This window comes from Halobaculum halobium, from assembly GCF_030127145.1.
In the GTDB taxonomy this organism is placed as follows: Archaea; Halobacteriota; Halobacteria; order Halobacteriales; family Haloferacaceae; genus Halobaculum; species Halobaculum halobium.
Map to the genome: position 1 here is coordinate 196025 of NZ_CP126159.1, position 17900 is coordinate 213924.

Consider the following 17900-nt stretch of genomic DNA (forward strand, 5'->3'; position numbering starts at 1 on the left):
ACGTAGCCCGTCGATACGGTTTTTCAGGTAATGTCTTATTACCGGGTATGCGGCACCACAAGCAGACGGGGGAGAACGGCACACAGAACGAACACGGGCTGTATCGGACCGACACGGGCCGCGTCGTCGCGTGCGACGGGGGACGCACCGAGGACGGCATCGATTCGGATGTCGACGTCGATTCGAACGATGGTCGTACCAGCGAGAATGGTGTCCTTACCAGGCGCGGGGCGCTCAAGATGGGCGCCGCGGCCGTGGCCGCGGCAACCGGTGCGACCGCCGCTACGGGCGTCGGCGCCGCCGCGACCGAGCGACACGGGATCTCGTTCTCGACGGTTGTGAACGCGGTCGACGACCTCGGGATGGACCCGAACGGGAACCGGGCGATCGACGGGAAACTAGCAGACACCATCGACCGCGGGGACGTGCTCGTCGAGTTCCCGCCGGGCGAGTACCTCGTCAACGAGCAGTACAGCGGCAGCGTCGATAACTGGGGAATGCGAGGGCTTGGCGACGCACCCGATGACGTGCGCTTCGTGACAGATGACAACGACGGCCTCCGTATCCTGAATCTGTACGACAGCAGTGATATCGTCATCGAGAACCTCTCGTTAGACTACGGCGACGACGACGGCAGCATGGGTCTGAATTTCAAGGTCACCGACGGACTGCAGGTCCACGGCGTCCACTTCCTCGGATTCAACCCGACCGACGGGAACGGCGCCGTCGACAATCTCAATCCGCAGGTAGTCGACCCCGACGGGACGGCCGTCGTCGACGGTGTCGTCCGCAAGGGTCCGACGGACATCACCTCCCACGGCCACCTCGGCGACGACGCCAACGAGGGGTTCATGTGGATGGGGTCGCGCCACGAAGGGACGCTGTACATCCGAAACTGCCACATTGAGAACACCGGGACCAACGGCGTCTACGTCCGCGGATGCCCGGGCGACATTCGCGTGGAGAACTGTTTGTTCAGAAACAACAACCAGACGTCGTTCCGCATCGGTGGCGACGGTTGTTACATCAAAAACACCCGGTTCGAGATCGACACGGACAACGCCAACCCGGATAACGGCGGCGAGTACATCAATCCCAACGCGATCCTCTTCGAAACGGGTGACCGCGGTGAGTCCGGCGGCTACTTGGAGAACTGCGACTTCGTCTACGAGTCCGCGCCGAGTAAGACGAAGGCGGCTATCCGGGTCGACGGGTCTGGCAGCGACATGGAAATACGGGGCTGCCGATTCCAGATGAACGTGGACGATGTCCAGGCCATCCTTGTCGACGACCCGACGGAGGCACGCCTCGGCGACACCGCCGAGCGGCCGTGGGAGGTTCACCTCGACGGAGTCAGCGTCACCGGCTCCGGGTCGCTGTCGAACCCGGCCGTCGAGATCCACAACCGCGACGGGACCACGATCCGCAACAGCTGCCTATACATGACAGGCAACACCGACGGGATCCTCCTTCAGGACTCCGACGACAGCGTCATCGAGGACACGAACGTCAACGTCACCGGGCAGGCGACGATCTTCGATGACTCATCGGTCGACACAACGAACGTCACGCACACCGACACCTGTCCGGTCCCCGGTGACGACTCGACCTTCGAGAGCTCCACCACCACCAGCGGCTCCTCGCTCCCCAACGAGATCACGATCACGGGAACGGGCACGAAGACGAATTACGAGTTCGCCACTACCGGCGGGCTGGAGGAAGAACGCGAGGTCGAAGAGTGGGACGAGATTTCGGGCTCTAGCGTCAACGGCTGGATCACGGACGACGGCGACGTCGACGTGTTCGGGTTCGACGGTGGCCTGGGCTCTGTCTCCTTCCTCGAGGGCAAGGCCGAAGTGTCGGTCAACGGGCACGCGCTCGACCCGGCGACGCTCTCGTCGGACGTCGACCGGCCGCACACGCTCCAGATCGTACCCACGGGCACGTCGACGAACTACTCGCTGTCGGTCTCCGGCGACATCGCCGACCATCCCGCGCTGGGCACCTCGCTGACCAAGTACGACTCGCTCGACGGCGGTACCCTCGAGGGGTGGGTCACTAACGACATGGACGCCGTCGTGTTCTCCGGGGAGATCACCGACTTCAGCTTTGTCGAAGGCGGCACGACGGTGTTCCTCGACGGGGAAGAAGTCGCCCCGAGCGAACTCGGATCCGACGGGTCGACTGATGACGGAAGCACGGACGACGGGTCGACTGATGACGGAAGCACGGACGACGGGTCGACTGATGACGGAAGCACGGACGATGGGTCGACCGACGACGGAAGCACGGATGACGGGTCGACCGACGACGGAAGCACGGATGACGGGTCGACCGACGACGGAAGCACGGATGACGGGAGCACGCAGCTTCCGAACACCCTGACGATCGACGGCCGCGACACCTCCGGCCTCACCGGCTACGAGTTCACCGTCACCGGCGATCTGGAGAGGGACGCGGCCACCGACCCGGTCGAGGGGGCGACCCGCTGGGACGACCTCGACGACGAAGTCTCCGGTAGCAGCGCCGCGGGCGTCGTCGACGAGGGGATCGACCAGTACCGGTTCTCCGGCGACGTGGCGTCGATGCGCGTCGAAGGGAAGGCGTCGCTGAGCTTCGAAGACGTCGACGGCTGATCGGCTTCGCAAGCCGCCGCTCGCGATCGAACGAGGCGCAGAGGGGGCCGCCGCTCGCAAGGCGGTCTTCAACGAGCTCCTCGCGTTCGTCCTCACTGTCGCTATCGGCCGCCTCCGGCCGTTCGCCCTCCAGTTTACCCACGCGGAGCCCTTGGTACACCGACGAGAGCCAGTACATGTGCTACCCTCCGGCCGACCAACGGAGACTATCGGTACCGCTACGATAGGTGCCTCGCGGCGCCGCCGATCGGCCGCCGTCCCCCACCGGACGTCCCATCGACCGGGATAGCGGCGGGATAACAATCACGCGCCCCGAAGCTATCTGGAGATATCCGACGGACGGACATCCCGCCGGCGACTACGCGCGGCGGCCCATATCAGCATGAACGGACTCATCGGCGGCACACTCTCTGAATCGACGGCGATTGACGCGCTCGTGGAGACGGACGCGGCGGCAGACTCCGAGCCCGTCGTCCGCTCGCGAGGCGAGTTCACGCTCTGCGTGTCGCACCTCACGGACCGGGACGCGACCGGTTGGGGGGTCCACGACGCAGACGGCATCACAGGCGTTCGGTACGGTGCCATCCCAGGGATACGAGGGAGCGACGAGGAGGAAGCGTCGTTCTTCCGGGGACTGCTCGAGGACCCCGCGGAGACGCTCGCACGCGCCGACGGCCCCTTCGCTGTCGCCTGTACCGACGGCGAGGAGTTGGTCGTCGCCAGCGACAAGCTCGGGACGCGCCCGATCCAGTACGCCGACGGCGACGATCCTGGCGAGGACCTCGTGTTCGGCTCCAACCTCGCGGAGGTGGCAGCGACGCTCGACCGCCCCTCGGTGGACGAGCGGGCCGTGAGCGACCTCCTTCTGATCGGGCACGTCTGGGGGGAGAAGACCCTCCTCGATCAGGTTACGTACCTTTCACCCGCGACAGTCCTCCGGTACGACGGAGCAGAGACAGACCGCCAGGAGTACTGGGCCCCGACGTTCGACACCCGACCCCGGACGTCGTTCGGGCAGAACGTCGCGTCCGCCTACCGGTCGTGTCTCGGCGACGCCGCGTCGACGATGGACGACGCGTCGGTGTCGATGTGGCTCTCTGGGGGCCTCGACAGTCGCGCGATGGTCGGCGAACTGGCAGAGCGCTTCCCGGACATGCGGACGTTCACCTACGACGCGAACCCCTCCGGTGGCGGGAACCTCCGGATCGCTCGCGACGTCGCCGACACGCTCGGGATCGCCAACGAGACGGTGGATCTCACCCCCGGCCCGCTCGTCGAGCACTTCGAGGACGCGGTGACGCTGACCGACGGCATGCTCGGCTGGAAGACGTTCCTCAACCTCACGGCGTCGTTCGCCGTCGAGGACCCGGGGGACGTGCTTCTGGAGGCCTGCGGACAGGGCGGCATGATGGGCGACGGGATCGGCCGGGCGGCGATCGAGCTGTCGTCCTCGCCGGCGGACGCGCTCTACCGCGCGAAGCACAAGGTCGACGCCGAAACGGTCGAGACGCTGCTCTCAGGCGACGCGGACCCGATGATCACGTATCAACAGGCCGTGGACGGGGTCGACCAGGACGGCTACGCCGAGACGGTGTTGGGCGCGTACTACCGCAATTACTTCCCGCGAGGCGACTTTGCGAGTAACAAGCTCGTTCGCGCTCGCACAGGCACGCGCGTTCCGCTCGCACACGGCGAGTTCCTCGACGCCGTGACGAAGATGCCCCTAAAGTGTCGAGTGGGATGGGTTCCCGGTACCCGCGGGGCGGTCCCGTACGGTACGGCCGCGGCAAAGCTCGGACTCGTCAGGCGGCTCGATTCGGCGCTCGATTCGATCCCCTACGAGCGGACGAAGGTCGCCCCCGAGCGGCCGCTCTGGCAGCACGCGGCCGGGTTCGTCTTCCACACGGGAATCCGTCGCCTCCGCGGTGAGACCACCTACGGGGGGCGCCGGATGGCGAGCGCGTGGTCGATCACGAACGACGACCTGCGCACCCTGCTCGTCGGTCTGTTGGAGGACGCGGCTGACCGCCCGTTCCTCGACGCCGACGCGGTCGAGACGGTCGTCGAAGAGCATTTCGAGACCGAGGCCGCCGATCGGATCGGGGCTGTCTCCGGGATCGCCACGCTGGAGCAGTGGCTCCAGTCACACTACGATCCCCACACCTGAACGCGGTCGCATCGCCTACCCCGAGAGCCACCGACTGATCCGCCGCGCCGGGCGGTACGTCACCGGCCCGCCCAGGGCAGAGAGGAGAACCACGTAGGTGTGGCGGTCGGCGGGGTTGCGTGCGACCGCCTCGAGGAGGTACCTGAGGGCCTCGCCGTAGTGGCCGTTCCGAAGCGCTGAAAAGCCCAGCGTTCGGGTGAGCCTGCCGACGAACTTCCGTCGACACTCGGGCCCGTAGGAGGCCGCGAGCGATCCGTGTTTTCTGATCAACAGCGGGTACGAGACGTCACGCTTCGACTCGAAGTCGTCGGTGATCTGCTCGCGGTCGGAGTAGCGACGGACGGCCAGCCGGTCGGGCACCGACGCGTACTTGCAGTGTTGAGAGAGTCTGATGTGCCACTCCTGGTCTTGCCAGCTCGGGAACCGCTCGTCGGGGTAACCCGCCGCCGGGAGCACCGACCGCCGGACTGCAGTTCGCGAGTATGTCCCCGGTTTCACGTCGCCCGAGAGGATCGCTTCTGTGACGTCGCCAGCGAATTCCGGGGTCGTCCCGCCGACCTCGTCGCCGTCGGCATCGACAACTGTCACGCCGACGGTCACCACGCCGACCGCGGGACCGCCCGCCTCGAACGCCTCGACGACGCCCTCGACGTATCTCGGCAGCCAGTAGTCGTCGTCGTCAAGGAAGCAGACGATCGGCGCGTCGACGGCCTCGATCCCGGTCCGGCGTGCGGCGTTCGCCCCCCCGGTTCTCCTCGTGGCGAATGCATCGCCAGTCGACTCCCGACAGCGACGCGTCGCCGAGTGTTGGGTCCACCGGCTCGGGCGAGTGGTCGTCGACGACCACCAACTCCAGGTTCGGGTACGTCTGGTCTGCGACGCTCTCGACGGCCTCGACGAGGAACTCCGGGCGGCCGTAGGTGGGAACCACGACGGCGACCCGCGGGGGTGGGTCGGTACCGGACACGCTCTTTCCGTCGACCGGTTCGGGCTTCGTTATGAATCGGCTTCCACTCCCGAGGCCGCTAGCACGCGACCTTCACACGACCGCGTGCCTCTGTCCGTTGTCACCCACTTCCGGCGGTGCAGCCACCCACTCTCCTGCGACTGACGGCACCGTCGCACGGTACGCGCGGTATAACAAAACGTCTCTCCGGGAAGGAGAGGGTGAATGATCGGATCCGAAGTGCACTCGCCCGAGGTCGCTCCGGCGTCGACCGCGACCGCGCACCCCGGACAGTGAACGCCCCACGAGACTTGGAGCCATCCCCGGGCCGGTCCACGGACCTGCTCGTGATCGTAGAGGTGGCCGTGACGATGGTCCTGGTGGTGCTCGTCGCTATCGGAGCGTTCACCGGACTCGGCGGGCCGACTCGCACGCTCCTGGGGGGCGCACTAGTCCTGTTCCTCCCGGGGTATGCCCTTTCGACGCTGGTGTTCCCGGCGTCGGACGATGGTCGTCCCGGCAGCGTGGCCAGCGGTCGCGCCGGCCTCGCGTTCCTCGAGCGCCTCGCGTTCGCCGTCGGTGCGAGCGTCGCGTCCGTCCCCGTCCTCGCGTGGGCGGTGGCGCTGCTCGGGTACCCCTTCGACGTCGCGACCGTGCTGTCGGCCGCCGCCACCGCGACCGGAGTGTTGACCGTGCTCGGCGGCGTCAGGCGACTGTTCACGCCCCGGAGAGATCGATACGTCCTGCCCGTCAAACGCGCGCTCGCGCTGGCAAGCGCCGGAACCGAGGGATCAGTCGTCGAGCGGGCATCGACCGCGGCGTTCGTCGTGGCGGTGGCGTTCGCGGTCGTCGCCGTGACCGCGGGCCTCGTCGCACCGATCGAGGGCGACGGCTTCACGCAGGCGTCGATTCTCGTCGAGGGCGACGACGGCCGACAGTTCGTCGGCCAGTCGCCCGGTGAGGTCCCCCCCGGCGGCACGGCCGACCTCGTCGTTCGCGTGGAGAACCACGAACGGGAGTCGACCGACTACATCGTCGTCGTCCAGCTCCAGCGCGTCGTTGACGGTGAGGTGGTCGACCGGGCCAACGCCGACCGGTTCTCGCGGACCGTCGAGGCCGGAGAGACGTGGGAGCGGCCCCACGAGGTCCGCCCGTTTGACGGCGAAAACGTCCGGATCGCGTACCTGATCTACCGCGAGGGCGTCCCCGCCGACCCCGACATTGAGTCGGCGTATCGGGCGGTCACCGTCTGGACGACGGTGGCAGATGCTCCCGGGGATCCGGGCCCCGGCGCGGACGACCTCGGCGGCACCGGAGGGGGTGACGGGCCCGCCGGCGACGGCACCGATATCGGAGGACCCGCCGATTCGGATGGAGCAGGCGGCACGAACGGTATTGCCGGTTTCGATGACGTTGACGGCGTTCCGGGGGGTGCATCGCCGTGATCCGCCGACTGGAGCGGGAACCCGTTCCCGAACGCAGCGAGACCCGTCGGGAGGTGATCGACGCGTGAGCCTCGATTATGCGTTTCCGGAGCGGGACGCGGGTCCTCCGCCGAAGGCGTTCCTCGCGCTCGCGGGCGGGTACCTCGCCCTCGCTATTGGCGTGCTCGCGGCTAGGGGTCATCCCCCGGACGGGTACGAGCCGTCGATCTACGCGGGGACCCCGACGGTCTACTGGGTCGCCGTCGCCACTGCAGTCTTCGTGGGCCTGCTCGCCAGTCTCTGGTGGGGACGATTCGGACGATACGCCGGGATCGGGCTGGCCGGTTTGTCGGTGCTGACGTTCGTGGGGCTGCCGATCGTTCGGGGATACTACTTTTACGGCGGCGGCGACGCGCTGACGCACCTCGGGTACGCGAAGGACATGGCGGGTTCCAGCGCAGAGTTCTTCGAGCACATCTACCCCGGCGGCCACAGCTTCGGCGTGTTCCTCGCACGCGCGATGGACGTCCCGGTGCGCTACGGACTGATGTACGAGACCCTGGCGGTGTCTGCGGTTACGCTCCTGTTCGTTCCGTTGTGTGTGTGGGTCGTGCTCCGCGACGAGCGAGCCGTCGTCGCCGGCGCGTTCTCCGCGATGCTGCTGATGCCGATAAACAACATCAGCACGACCATCTCGTTTCACACGTACTCGGTGGCGACGCTGTTCTTCCCGTTCGCGCTGTATCTGGCGTTCAAACACATCACGCGCGGCGCTGAAGACGAGGCACTCCCGACGTGGCTGTCGGCGGCGAGCATCGTCTCTCCGCTACCGCTGGTCGGGGTGGTGATGTTCCACCCACAGGTCGCACTGGACGTCCTGATCCTCTTTGCGACGTTCGTGTTCGTCGGGGTCGTGGCGCGGCAGCTTCGGACCCGAGGTCGCACCGGCCAGGGCGCCGGTGTCGTCGCCGACGGTGGCCGGGGGTCGCCGCGGCTGTTGATCGGGCAGACCCTGGTGCTCGCGCTCGTGTTCCTCCTGTGGGTGTCACAGTTCAATAAGACGTACATCTTTGCGGAGAACTTGGTGAACTCGCTGGAGACGTTCACCGCCACGGGCGAAGGCGCCGGCGCTGTCGCGCAGGACCGCTCGGAGTCCGCCGAGCGCGCGGGCGTCAGCCTCGTGGAGTTGTTCGTGAAACTGTTCGCGGTGAACCTACTGTACATCCTCGGGGCGGCCGGACTGATCGCGGCGCGGGTGTGGCGTGGGTTCGGCGCCGACCGGAGTGACGCCGACCGAGCGGTCGCGTACATCGCCCTCTCGGCGTTCACCCTCGGGCCGTTCTTCCTCGCGCAGTTCTTCGGTGACGTCTCGGGGTATTTCTTCAGGCACTTCGGCTTCGCGATGGTGCTCGTGGGCATCATCGGAGCGATCGCTATCGCCTCCATCGCCGACCGGCTCGCGCCCGTCGGGGACGCCGCCCAGACGGCCGTTGCTGTCGTCGGCATGCTGGTACTGTGTCTCTCGCTCGCAGCGTTCTTTCCCTCGCCGTACATCTACCTCCCCTCCGATCAGACTCCACAGACGGAGTTCTCAGGATACGACTCCGGGTTCGAGTACCTCCCGGCGGAGCAGTCGATCGTCAAGCCCCGCCCCGGCCCGTTCCGAATGATGGACGCTACGGGATACGAACTCGACGGCGTCCGGAGGTGGGAGATCTCGGGCGAGCAGATGTCGAGCCTCGACCGGGTCCTCCGCGCCACACCCGACGAGGATCCTCCCGAGGACGGCTACTACCTCGTCGTCTCCGAGCGAGACCGCGGCCGGGAGGTCGTCGGCTGGCACGGGATCCGATTCCAGGACGACGAGTTCGACCGGATCCAGAACGCGACCGATCCCCGGATCACGCTGGTACTCTCCAACGGAGAATTCCAGCTCTACTACGTCGACCAGAGCGGCGTCGAGGTGCCCGAGGAGGAGACGGCGCAGTCGGTGACCGGACCCTCGGAGCCGTTGCCCGGATTCTCGGACACGACAGAAGCGCGGTCGGGCGAGCGGCGCGCCAATGGTCGGCCGGCTTCGATCGCAGGCCCCGTATAACAATCCGTGTCTCACCCCCCCGCTCGATCGAACTGAACGATGTCTACCTCCAGAACGACACCAACTGTCGGGGCCCGCGCTCCCCGCCCTCGATCCCGCGGACCTGACTCCCTCGAAACCGCATCTGTCCGAGTCGGAAGCGGCCGCCAGGGGCCTCTGAACGGCCCGCAACCCCCCGCGGTCGAACTCACCGGAGATGAATCCGGAACACCGTCAGCAGGTGCCCTCACGGGGGGCCGCCCGTGAGGATCTGCGTCCACGGCGTCGGCTACGTCGGCCTCGCGTCGGCGGCGCTGTTCGCCCACGACGGCCACGACGTCGTCGGGTACGACCCCGACGAGGAGACGATCGAGCGGTTGAACCGGGGCGAGCCTCGGACGACCGAACCCGAGTTCGCGGCGTACGTCGGGGACGTCTTGGGCAACGGGCTCGAACCGAGCCACGACCCTGTCGTCGCCGACTGTCACGTGATCTGTGTCCCGACCCCCTACGACGCGAGCGTGGGGGCGGCCGACCTCTCGTACGTCGAGGCGGCCGCGCGGACCGTCGCGGATCTGCTGCGGCCGGGCGACGCCGTGGTCGTCGAGTCGACGGTGCCGCCGCGGACGACCGAGGACGTCGTGGCGCCGGCCCTCTCGGCCGCGGGCCTGACACCGGGCGAAGACGTCTCGCTCGCGTACTGCCCGGAGACGATCCTCCCGGGAAACATCGCTCACGAGTTGGTCAACAACGACCGGATCGTCGGCGGTGTCGACGACGAGTCGACCGACTTGGTCGCGACGCTGTTCGAGTCGTGCACTGAGGGGACCGTCTACCGCGCGCCCGACGCGTCGACCGCCGAGTTCGCCAAGCTCGCGCAGAACGCCCACCGCGACGTGAACGTCGCGTTCGCCAACGAACTGGCCCGGCTGGCACGAGACTACGGGATCGACTCGCGAGCGGCGATCGACCTCGCGAACGTCCACCCACGCGTCGACGTGTTGAACCCCGGACCGGGCGTCGGCGGCCACTGCCTGCCGGTCGACCCGTGGTTCCTGGGGCAGTCCTCGGACGAACTGGACCTGCTCGCGGCCGCCCGCCGGGTGAACGACGGCATGGTCGGGTTCGTCATCGACCTGCTCGAGGCGTCGCTGGGAGACCTCGAAGACCGCCGTATCGGGGTACTCGGCGTCGCCTACAAGGGGAACGTCGACGACGCTCGCCACAGCCCGGGCCTGCGGTTGGCCGACGCGCTCGCCGGCCGCGATGACGCCGCCGCGGCGGTCAGACACGCGACCGCCGACGGGGGCGACGGGCGGGCGACCGACGCGTCGGTCGACGTTCGGCTCCACGACCCGCACGTCGAGGACGATCGGCTGGTCTCCCTGGAGTCGGCCGTCGACGGCGCCGACGCGATCGTCGTCACGGCCGGCCACAGCGAGTACCGCAATGTGGACCCGGAGACGATCGCCGCGGCGACCGACGGGCGAACGATCGTGGACGGCCCGGCGGTGCTGGACGCGGACGCCTGGCGCGAGGCCGGGTTCGACTACGTCCGGATCTGAGGGCGGAGGCCGCGAGTAGCCGCGGGATTACAATCCCCCCTCGGGGTGGAGCGACTGCCATGGCGCTTCGAGGCGAGGACGGACTGCGGTTCGACCACCGCCGGATCGACGACGACCCCCCGGCCGGCCGGATGGGATTCTGTCTCACGACTGACCTCACCGGTAACGGCCGTCCGGACGTGCTGGTCGGCGCGATGGGCGGTCGCTACCCGGTGACGCTGCCGGTCGTCGGCAAGCGGATCGACCTCCGACTGCTGCCGGGGACTCGCGACGTGATCGAACGACTGGAGTGGAACGTCTTCTGGTACGAGAACCCCGGGTGGGAGCGCCACGAGGTGGCGCGCGCGCCGGACCTCTCGATCGGCGGATCGCTGGGTGACCTCACCGGAAACGGTCGGGTCGACCTCGTGGCCGGACAGAACCTCTCGAACGACCTCTACTGGTTCGAGCAGCCCGCCGATCCCCGCGACCGGTGGACCCGCAGGCTGATCACCGACGAGTTCACGAAGTACCACGACACCGTCGTGGCCGACGTGGACGACGACGGCGAGCCGGAGGTGCTCGCGCTGTCACAGCGCAGCGAGACGGTGTTCTACTACGACGTGCCGGCCGACCCGACGCGTGAGCCGTGGCCCGCCGATCACCGGCACGTCGTCGCCGAGAACCTGAACGTCGAGGGCGTCGCAGTCCGCGACATCGACGGCGACGGGCGGACGGAGATCGTCGCGGGCACGAACGTCTTCCACCGCCGCGGTGACGGCTCCTGGGAGCGCGAGGCGATCGCGACCGGCTGGGACTGGACGCGCCTCGCGGTGGCCGATCTCGACGGCGACGGTGACCTCGAGGTGGTCGCAGCCGAGGGCGACCTCCCGTATCAGGGCGACCGCCGGGCTCGACTCGGCGTGTTCGACCCGCCCGACTGGGAGCTGACGCTGCTGCACGACGACCTCTCGAACCCGCACACGGTCCAGGTGCTGCCGTCGTCGGGGATCGACGATGGCGGTGATCACGACGGTGCACCCCCGGACCTCTTCGTCGCGGAGATGGGGCTGGAGGAGGGCCACGAGCCCCGGCAGTTCCGCTTCCACAACCGCGGCGACGGCACCTTCGAGCCGGAACTCCTCGTGACCGGTGTCCCCACACACGAGGCGAAGGTTGTCGACCTCGACGGCGACGACCGCCCGGACGTGGTCGGGAAAGCATACGACACCAGACACGTCGACGTCTGGTACGGGCGATGAACGCCGCCGCCTCCGCCCCCGACCTCGTCGCCCTCGGTCGTAGTGCAGCCCTCCCAACCGCCCCCGATCGAAAGGCCCGCGAGGACAAATGACCGCGCGTATTCGATCAAACGGCGACCAGCCGGCGGACGACGGGGCTGCCGACGAGACACCGGAACCCGACACGCTGGCCGCGTCGTCCACAGCGACGATACCTGAGGGTGTGAGCGAGGTACTGCTCGTCGGCACGTTCGCCGGCGGGGGCGTGCACCGGTACGTCGAGCGACAGCGCGAGGAGCTCCCGGATGGAGTCGACACGGAGACACACGACATGTACTCCCCTCGGGACCGCGGCGGGCCGATCTGGCTGCTCCGCGTCGCGCTGCGGACGGCCTTCGCGGCTGTCGCGTTCGTCCGCCGCTCGCCGCCGGATCTGGTCCACGTGCATACGTCCCACCACTTCTCGTTCTATCGGGCGGCGTTCTACGTGCTGTTCGCGCAGTACATCTGGGACCGTCCGACGGTGTTGCACGTCCACGGTTCGTCGTTCGACACCTTCGTCGAGGACCCTCCGGCGCTCGTCCGGGCGCTCCAGCGGGTCGTTTTCGACGCCAGCGACGCAGTGGTCGTGCTCTCGCCGTACTGGCGAGACGTGGTCGTCGACGCCGGTCTGGTGCCCGAGTCGGCGGTATCGGTCGTCCCAAATGCCGTCGAGCCGGAGTACTACGACCCGGAGTACGACGCCGATCCGCCGCGGATCGTGTTCGTGTCGAACCTCATCGAGCGCAAGGGCGTGGCCGAGCTCGTCGAGGCCCTGGCTTCGGTACTCGATCGCGCCGATGGGACCGTCGCGGTCGATATCGCCGGCGACGGTCCGCTGCGCGACCGGGTCGAGGCCCTCGCAGACGCTCGCGAGTCGGTCACCTACCACGGGTACGTGAGCGAAGAGCGCAAGCGCGACCTCCTGAACCGGGGGACGGTGTACACGCTCCCGACGTACGCCGAGGGGCTCCCGATCGCGGTGCTGGAGGCGATGGCCGGCGGGAACGCCGTCGTCTCGACAGACGTCGGATCGATCCCCGAGGTGATCGACGACGACCGCGGGCGACTCGTGACTCCCGGTGACGCGGACGCGCTGGCGGACGCGTTGACAGCGCTCGTCTCCGACCCCGACCGGGCGGCGTCGATGGGTCAGCGTAATCGGCGAGCGGTAGTCGAGCGATACTCGTGGGACGGTGCCGTCGCGTCCATCCTCGACGTGTATGACGGGTGCGTCTCCGAGAGATGCCGGCGTCGCGAGCGCGCCCCCGACTCGGGTCGATAATCGACGCATATCCAAGTGGGCGACCGTCCGAGTCGATTCCATGGCCGACAGACCGGACGTTCTCTTCGTGATCCTCGATTCGGCTCGGCGCGACCGCGTGTCGCTGTACGGACATGACCGACCGACAACGCCGACGCTGGACGCACTGGCCGAAGAGGCGACCACCTTCGAGAACGCCTACACGCCGACGCCGTGGACGCTACCCTCCCACTGTTCGATGTTCACTGGGAAGTTCCCCTCCGAACACGGCGTGACGAACGGCTTCGCCGACCGTCGACCGGCTCTGCCCGCGAGCACCGAGACCCTCGCGGAACGGCTCTCGGAGCGCGGCTACCGCACGGCCGGGTTCTCGAACAACCCCTGGGTCGGGAAGCTCTCGGGGCTCGACCGGGGCTTCGAGGAGTTCGTCGAGTGGGACCTCGAGATCGGCCGCGAGTCCGGCGCGGGGATTCACTCCCGGCGCGACCGGGCGTACTCGCGGGCACACTCCCTGCTCGCACAGGCCGCCAGACAGCCGGTGTTCCTCCTGAAGCGGCCGTTCTTCACCGACTCCCTGGTGACGCGTGCGCGAGAGTGGGTCGAGACGACCGCCGACGACCCACAGCCCACGTTCACCTTCCTCAACGTGATGGAGGCACACAGCCCCTACTTCCCGCCGGACGAGGCGTTCGAGGAGCTGGGACTGACGACGCCGGGACCGATCGAACCGCGCCTGCTCAACACCCGCCTGCTCGCGTACGTTCTCGGAAAGGCGGACCTCGCTGGCGATGACCGCGACCGCGTGCTGGAGTACTACGACGCGGCTCTCCGATACCAGGACGCGAAGCTGGCGGAACTGCTCGACACCTACCGCGACCTCGGTCTGCTTGAGGACACGCTGGTCGTGATCTGCGCCGACCACGGGAAGACGCTCGGGGACTTCCCCCGCGACGGGGAGCCGTCCCACTACCTCCGTGACCTCAACACGAACGTCCCGATGGTCGTGCGTACACCCGGACAGCGCGGAGGCGAGCGCGTCGATGACCCGGTCGAGCTTCGGGACCTGTTCGGGTTGATCGCCGAACCGGGCGCCGACGTGTCGTCGCTGGCCCGCGAGCACGCCCTCACTGAGGACCACATCCCGCACACAGGCACCACGAAGGAGGAAGTGGACCGCTGGCGGGTGATATCCGGGCGCGACCACCGGCTGGCCCGCTCTGAAGACGGGGAGCAGTACCTGTTCAGGCGCGGAGAGTCAACCGTCGACGAGCGGACGATCCCGTCGCCCGAGCGGACCGAGCCGGCGGTGCTGTCGGCGCTGAGCGAGGCGCTCGACGACCGCCTCGCGGACCTCACCGAGACTGACGACCACGGCGACACAGACGAGGCGATCGGCGGTTCGACCGAGGCGCAGCTTCGGGACCTCGGCTACCTCTGAGGTGGATTCGCTTCTTCGGACCCGCCCCGAGCGACGACGTTCCAGCCTCAAGAGCGGCTTCGAGGCTCACGCTCACCCCTCGAACAGCACCCTCGATCGCTCGGCGACCGACGAAAAGTACTCTCGCCCGAACGACAGGATCTGACCGTCATCCTCGCGGGTGTTGTAGGGATTGACGAGCAGGCGCTCGCCGTCGCTCTCGAGGAATGTGTACGCGTTCGTGGGCGGAACGATGCCGTCGGCCCCAACCCGCTCGGCGAACCCTCGCTGCCGTCGTCCCGATGTCACCTCGTACCACCGTTCGTACGCGGACGCGGAGGAGGCGGCGACGACGCGCGTCACGTCGCTGCCGGTCTCGTTGTCCTCCGGTCCCGTGCTGTCGGGGTTCGCGCTGGCGGCCGTGGCGAACGCCACCCACCGCTCGCCGTCGACCTCGGCCGCGGCCGCGTAAAACACCGGACTCGACAGCGACGCGACCGGCGTGGGCGTCGGATCCGCCCTCGACAGATCTCCGCGAGGGAGCCGGTAGATCCGCCTATCGCTCGTGTAGTTGCAGTCGACGCCCCAGAGCACGAACTTCTCGGTGAACGCGAGCTCGACGGCTCGCCACTGTTGGCTGCCGCCGCCGACCGGGACGAACTCGCCGTCTCGAAGCCGACCGATGTAACACTCGTCGTCCGTGTCGCCGGTCGTCACCCACCACTCGCCCGTGTAGGGATCGCGGGTCACGCCGTGGATGTGCCTGACTCCGGGGACTTCCAGGACCGTCTCCCATGTCGCCCCGCCGTCGCGAGAGCGGCGGATCCGGGGAGGTTTGTCACCCGCGAGCGGGTACTCCCCGAACGTGACCGTTCCCTCGTGAGCGCACAGCGCCGACGGCAGGACCCCCATCGGCCCGGAGGAGTCAGGGAGCCGCGCGGTGACCCGCCACGTCGCGCCGCGGTCGGGAGAGGCGAACACCCACGTGCCGGCGGTGGCGACCAACGATTGACTGTCGACGACCTCGACATTCACCGACGGGAACCGCCCGGTGACGACGGACACCGCGCGCTTCACCGCCCGTGTCGTCCGCAGGTGGAACCGGAGCCCGTCGAGGCCGCCGGTCGGGGTCGGGAGCCGTCCCACGCGTCGCAGCCGCCCGTCGACGGGTCCCCGGTACACCGCTCGGTCGCGGGTCGCGACCAAGGTCCCGTCGACGACCGTCTCCAGCTTCACAGCCTTCGCCCCCTGACCGTCGCCTCCGGTCGTTCGTCGCCCATCTGTGCCGTCCCCCTCCACGGCCGTTGGTAAAAGTAGACGGCGGATACGGGTCGAGTGGAGACGCTCGCCGACGTGTGGCCGCGGTTCTCGACGTGTGTCTCGGTTCTGTGGACGCGTAGTCGGCCGTCGCCGGTGCCCATCGGCCGCTCCGCCGTCGATCGCGACCTGACCCCTTGGGGGGCGTACGGTCCGCGAGTTCGATCGTTCACTGGGGCGTGAAGCTCGCTGTTACCTCCGGTAATGAAGTCATTACTACCGGGGACGGCTTCCCACGCCCGTCAGGGACACAATAGTGAGCCACCGACACGTACGGTCGATCTTTCTAGGCCGGGGGAGACAATGAGCCTCAGAGAACGGATACGGATGGTCGTCTCGCGGCTCCGACCGTCAGGAAACACCGCACAGCGAGCCGGCAAGAGCGCCGTCTGGCTCGGCAGCCAGAACGTTCTCGGTCGGCTGTTCCAGCTCACGACGCTCGCGGTCCTGGCGCGGCTCGTCGGGCCGGCGGAGCTCGGACTCGTCGGGATTGCGCTGCTCACTCTCAGTGCGATCCGGAAGTTCACCAACATCGGGCTGAACACGGCGCTGATACAGAAGGTCGAGGAGGACGTCGACTCGCACCTGAACACGACGTGGTTGCTCGAGATCGCTCGGGGGACCCTCATTTTCGGGGTCATGTTCGCGGTCGCGCCGTACGTCGCGGACCTGGTGTTCAGCGAGCCGCGGGCGACGGCGCTGATACGGGCAACGGCGCTGTCGCCGCTGTTGCTGGGGATTCGAAACCCGGGCGTCGTCTACTTCAAGAAGAACCTGGAGTTCGAGAAACAGTTCGTCTACAAGCTCTCGGGCGACGCGACGCAGTTGATCGTGGGCATCGGCTACGCGCTCGTCGAGCCGACCGCCTGGGCGTTCGTCATCGGATACGTCGCCGGCGACGCGGTCAAGTTGCCGCTGTCGTACGTCGTCCACGGCTACCGGCCGTGGCCGAGTTTCGACCTCGAGATTGCAAAGGAGCTGGTCGGGTACGGAAAGTGGCTCACGGGGTCGTCGATCCTGTATTTCCTCTACAGCGAGGGCGACGACGTCTTCGTGGGCTGGCTGCTCACGCCGACGGCGCTTGCGTACTACCAGTACACCTACCGGTTCTCGAACGCACCGGCGACGGAGCTGTCGCAGGTCGTTTCCGGCGTCATGTTCCCCGCGTTCTCGAAGCTCCAGAGCGACGAGGAACAGTTCCGAGACGCCGTCCTGCGGACGGTCCGCGTCACCTCGCTGATCGGCTTCTCGTCGGCGTTCGGGATCATCGCCGTCGCGCCGACGTTCGTCTTGGCGGTGTTCGGCGAGGCGTGGCTGCCGGCCGTGCCCGCGATGCAGGTACTGGCGGTCTACGGCATGCTCAGGTGTATCGGCCGAACGTTCGGGCAGGTGTGGAAGACGATCGGACGCCCCGACTACATCACGAAGCTCTCGGCGCTGCGAGTCGTCCTCATCGCGATCGCGATCTACCCCATGACCGCCGAGTTCGGCATCCTCGGGACCGCACTCACTGTCACCGGCATCTTCGTGTTCCCGATGATGCCACTGGACGTGCATATCACCGCTCGAGCGATCGACGCCCCCGCCAGAGACCTCTACTACGAGTTCGTCTTCCCGCTCCTGGCGAGCCTCGTGATGTGGGCGGTCGTCAGGTCCGCGCGCGTCGCGCTCGACGTCAACCCCTTCGTCGAACTCGCCGTGCTCATCCCGCTCGGGATCGCCGTGTTCGCCGGCGCCGTTCTGGTGATCGAACGCCCAGTTCAGTGGAACGTGACCGACGAGTTCAAACAGATCGCCCGCAACATCGTCTCCTAACCTGGTCGAGCCG

11 protein-coding genes and 1 pseudogene are annotated in these 17900 nt (G+C 67.8%); 9 read left to right on the top strand and 3 right to left on the bottom strand.

What is annotated here, in order from left to right; all coding sequences use genetic code 11:
* Window positions 1-47: 47 nt before the first annotated feature.
* Complete coding sequence (locus P0Y41_RS15910) at window positions 48-2636, top strand: right-handed parallel beta-helix repeat-containing protein (protein WP_284063768.1); 2589 nt, start codon at window positions 48-50, stop codon at window positions 2634-2636.
* Window positions 2637-3018: 382 nt separating this feature from the next.
* Window positions 3019-4803: an asparagine synthase-related protein gene (locus tag P0Y41_RS15915; RefSeq protein WP_284063769.1), complete on the top strand. Its 1785-nt coding sequence runs from the start codon at window positions 3019-3021 to the stop codon at window positions 4801-4803.
* Between the two features lie 15 nt (window positions 4804-4818).
* On the opposite strand, the gene P0Y41_RS15920 is transcribed toward P0Y41_RS15915, so the two are convergent.
* Together P0Y41_RS15920 and P0Y41_RS15930 are read right to left on the bottom strand one after the other, a co-directional pair.
* Entirely contained in the window at window positions 4819-5391 is a 573-nt protein-coding gene (locus tag P0Y41_RS15920; RefSeq protein WP_284063770.1) for a tetratricopeptide repeat protein, read from the bottom strand.
* A 63-nt stretch (window positions 5392-5454) separates the two neighbouring features.
* Window positions 5455-5770: pseudogene (locus P0Y41_RS15930) on the bottom strand (glycosyltransferase family 2 protein); the annotation flags it as partial.
* A 272-nt stretch (window positions 5771-6042) separates the two neighbouring features.
* On the opposite strand from P0Y41_RS15930, the gene P0Y41_RS15935 reads away from it, so the two are divergent.
* The 6 genes from P0Y41_RS15935 (at window position 6043) to P0Y41_RS15960 (ending at window position 14776) form a co-directional block, all read left to right on the top strand.
* On the top strand, window positions 6043-7194 hold the full coding sequence (locus tag P0Y41_RS15935; RefSeq protein WP_284063772.1) for a DUF1616 domain-containing protein: 1152 nt from the start codon (window positions 6043-6045) through the stop codon (window positions 7192-7194).
* A 64-nt stretch (window positions 7195-7258) separates the two neighbouring features.
* Window positions 7259-9271 (top strand): hypothetical protein, encoded by a 2013-nt coding sequence (locus P0Y41_RS15940; protein WP_284063773.1) that lies wholly within the window; start codon window positions 7259-7261, stop codon window positions 9269-9271.
* A gap of 242 nt (window positions 9272-9513) precedes the next feature.
* Complete coding sequence (locus P0Y41_RS15945) at window positions 9514-10815, top strand: nucleotide sugar dehydrogenase (protein ID WP_284063774.1); 1302 nt, start codon at window positions 9514-9516, stop codon at window positions 10813-10815.
* Window positions 10816-10874: 59 nt separating this feature from the next.
* Window positions 10875-12056, top strand: a complete 1182-nt coding sequence (locus P0Y41_RS15950; RefSeq protein WP_284063775.1) for an FG-GAP repeat domain-containing protein — start codon at window positions 10875-10877, stop codon at window positions 12054-12056.
* A 202-nt stretch (window positions 12057-12258) separates the two neighbouring features.
* On the top strand, window positions 12259-13359 hold the full coding sequence (locus tag P0Y41_RS15955; protein WP_284063776.1) for a glycosyltransferase family 4 protein: 1101 nt from the start codon (window positions 12259-12261) through the stop codon (window positions 13357-13359).
* Between the two features lie 40 nt (window positions 13360-13399).
* The gene (locus P0Y41_RS15960) at window positions 13400-14776 is read left to right on the top strand and encodes a sulfatase (RefSeq protein ID WP_284063777.1); all 1377 of its coding nucleotides are present in this window, start codon (window positions 13400-13402) and stop codon (window positions 14774-14776) included.
* Window positions 14777-14848: 72 nt separating this feature from the next.
* Here P0Y41_RS15960 and P0Y41_RS15965 read toward each other — a convergent pair whose 3' ends face one another.
* Entirely contained in the window at window positions 14849-16054 is a 1206-nt protein-coding gene (locus P0Y41_RS15965; protein WP_284063778.1) for a beta propeller repeat protein, read from the bottom strand.
* Window positions 16055-16375: 321 nt separating this feature from the next.
* On the opposite strand from P0Y41_RS15965, the gene P0Y41_RS15970 reads away from it, so the two are divergent.
* A complete protein-coding gene (locus tag P0Y41_RS15970) occupies window positions 16376-17887 on the top strand; it encodes a lipopolysaccharide biosynthesis protein (protein WP_284063779.1) in 1512 nt (503 codons plus the stop codon).
* Window positions 17888-17900: the final 13 nt, after the last annotated feature.